Raw genomic sequence first — 2,695 nt, forward strand, 5'->3', positions numbered from 1 at the left:
CGCGCATCGACATGCGCCGGGTCCTGCATCGGCTCCGGCACCATGACGCCATGTGTGTGCTTGTTGAAGAACTGCGTGCCGTAACGCTGCCGCTTGTGCTGGGCGCGCAATACGCGATCGGTCAGCATCGCGAAATCCTGACCCGACACTGCGCCCTGTTTGCGCAAGCTTACAAGTTGCGGCAAGACCTTGGCCTGAAACACAGGATCACTGTCGGCATGCTGGACCAGAATAAAGGCTGCATCGACACCGTCCTTGCCGACCATCGACGGCGTCGGGAATCCGTGCGAGGCAATGATTGGTTTGAGCTTTTTCAGGTTGGCGGCGTCCACTTCCAGCATCCGTTTAGCCAGCTTGGGATCGGGCTTTTGGATGCCGGCCTTGATCAAGGCATCGCGCGCATCCTGATCGATCTTGAACATGCCAAGTAACTGCTTGCGCAGGGCCGGATCGGTTGGCTTGGTCACTCTTTTTGTGGATACAGGCTTGTGCTGCGCTTTTTCCCAGCTTGAAAACGCGGGGCATTGCTGGTCCAGCGTCTTATCGCTGATTTGACCCGCCGATGCCGCAAATGCAGTCACCGCGAGCAGCATTGCGATGGTTTTTCTGAATCGATGACAGGCCATGAAAAACACTCCACAGATCTTTCATACATGCGCTGTTATAGCAGGACGCATGAATATTCCTGAAAATGCCCCCCTGCGGGACGAAACATTTCTACACGGGTATACCGCTTGGATAGAACCGCTCGCGACCTCCGCATCCAAGCCAGCGCATGGACCGCGCTGAGGAACCGATTACCGGAACGCTGCGGACGCTGCGTACAATCGAGGGCCCCAGCCGCCGAACCGCCCATGTCACCGACGCGCAAAATCATTCATGTCGACATGGATGCGTTCTACGCGTCGGTGGAGCAGCGCGACGACCCGTCGCTGCGCAATCGCCCCGTGGTCGTGGCATGGCGAGGGCCACGCTCGGTGGTCTGCGCGGCCAGCTATGAGGCGCGGACCTTCGGCGTGCACTCGGCGATGCCCGCGGTGCGTGCGGAACGACTGTGCCCGCAGGCGGTATTCGTGGCGCCGGACTTCAGCCGCTACAAGGCGGTGTCTCGCCAGATCCGTGTGATCTTTGAGCGCCATGCCGACCAGGTCGAACCGCTGTCGCTGGACGAAGCTTACCTCGACGTCACCGCCGCCAAATCCGGTCTGCCCTCGGCCACCGCCACCGCCGAGGCCATACGCACCGAGATCCGCGAGACCACGCAACTGACCGCCTCGGCCGGCGTGGCGCCGAACAAGTTCCTGGCCAAGGTGGCCTCTGACTGGCACAAGCCGGATGGCCAGATGGTGATCCGACCCAATCAGGTCGAGGCCTTCCTTACGCCGCTCGAGGTCGGGCGCATTCCCGGCGTCGGCCAGGTGATGCAGCGGCGCCTTTCGGATCTGGGCATCCGCACCGTGGGCCAATTGCGCACCCGGGCACGCGTGGAACTGGAACAACGCTTCGGACGCTGGGGCGCACGCCTGTACGAGCTGGCACGCGGCATCGATGAGCGCCCGGTCAGCAGCGAGCGCCTGGTCCAGCAGGTGTCCTCCGAGGACACCTTCGAGAACGACCTGCTGCTGGACGAACTGGAACCGCACATCCGCCGTCTTGCCGAAAAAACCTGGAACGCCTATACGCGTCGCATCGACGAAGACCACACCCGCGTCGCACGCACCGTGGTGCTGAAACTCAAGACCGCCGATTTCCAGACCCTGACCCGCAGCCTGACCCCGCCCCAACGCCCGCAGTCGCTCCGGGAGCTGGCCGAGATCGCCTGCGCCCTCCGTGAACGCGTGGAGCGCGATGCGGGCACGCGCTACCGTCTGGTCGGCGTGGGCCTGTCCGGCTTTGTCGATGCGGACCTGCTGGTCGCGCAGAGCGATCTTTTCGACGCTAACGCATAATCGCCTGCCCCGGCGCATGGCGATTGCACAAAGGGACAGTGCCCGCCCTACGCCGGTATCGCGCGAAGGTGGAAAGCCCTGCAGGACGGACACCGTCCGCCATGAGATCACGTGCTTCAGCGGAGCTTGGGGTGGCATCCCTTACAATTTTCTTATCGGCACGGTGTGCCGAATGCCCACCGTGCCCTCCCCTTTCCGCAAGCTGGAGGACGACGCATGGCACTGAACGTGGCCCATAAGCTGATCGCCGACCACCTCGTCGACGGCGACATGACCCCAGGCGAGGAAATCGCCTTGCGCATCGACCAGACCCTGACCCAGGACGCCACCGGCACCCTGGTGATGCTGGAGCTGGAGGCAATGAAACTGGATCGTGTGAAGACCGAACTGTCCGCGCAGTACGTCGACCACAACCTGATCCAGGAAGACTTCAAGAATCCGGACGACCATCTGTTCCTGCAAAGCGCCTGCCAGCGCTTCGGCGTGCAGTTCTCACGGCCGGGCAACGGCATCTCCCACGCCGTGCACATGCAGCACTTCGGCAAGCCGGGCAAGACCCTTCTGGGTTCGGACAGCCACACGCCGGCAGCTGGCTCCATGGGCATGCTGGCAATCGGCGCCGGTGGTCTGGAAGTGGCCATGGCCATGGCCGGCGAGCCGCTGTACACCAAGATGCCGGAAATCTGGGGCGTGAAACTGACCGGCGAGCTGCCGGACTGGGTCTCGGCCAAGGATGTGATCCTGGA

3 protein-coding genes are annotated in these 2,695 nt (G+C 62.8%); 2 read left to right on the forward strand and 1 reads right to left on the reverse strand.

Going from position 1 to position 2,695, the window contains the following annotated elements:
- Positions 1-626, reverse strand: a 626-nt coding sequence (locus PF446_RS01305) for a DUF6624 domain-containing protein (RefSeq protein WP_343224640.1), incomplete at its 3' end; no start/stop codon positions are given.
- A 228-nt stretch (positions 627-854) separates the two neighbouring features.
- Here PF446_RS01305 and dinB point away from each other — a divergent pair.
- The gene (gene dinB, locus PF446_RS01310) at positions 855-1,949 is read left to right on the forward strand and encodes a DNA polymerase IV (protein WP_298068924.1); all 1,095 of its coding nucleotides are present in this window, start codon (positions 855-857) and stop codon (positions 1,947-1,949) included.
- 216 nt (positions 1,950-2,165) lie between these two features.
- A partial coding sequence (locus PF446_RS01315) for an aconitase family protein (RefSeq protein WP_298068928.1) occupies positions 2,166-2,695 on the forward strand: 530 nt, incomplete at its 3' end.

This window comes from Oleiagrimonas sp. (assembly GCF_027858935.1).
GTDB lineage: Bacteria > Pseudomonadota > Gammaproteobacteria > Xanthomonadales > Rhodanobacteraceae > Oleiagrimonas.

What these genes read in the sequence shown, in the direction of transcription:
- dinB (WP_298068924.1), top strand. Translation starts at nt 855, where the DNA reads ATGTCACCGACGCGCAAAATCATTCATGTCGACATGGATGCGTTCTAC.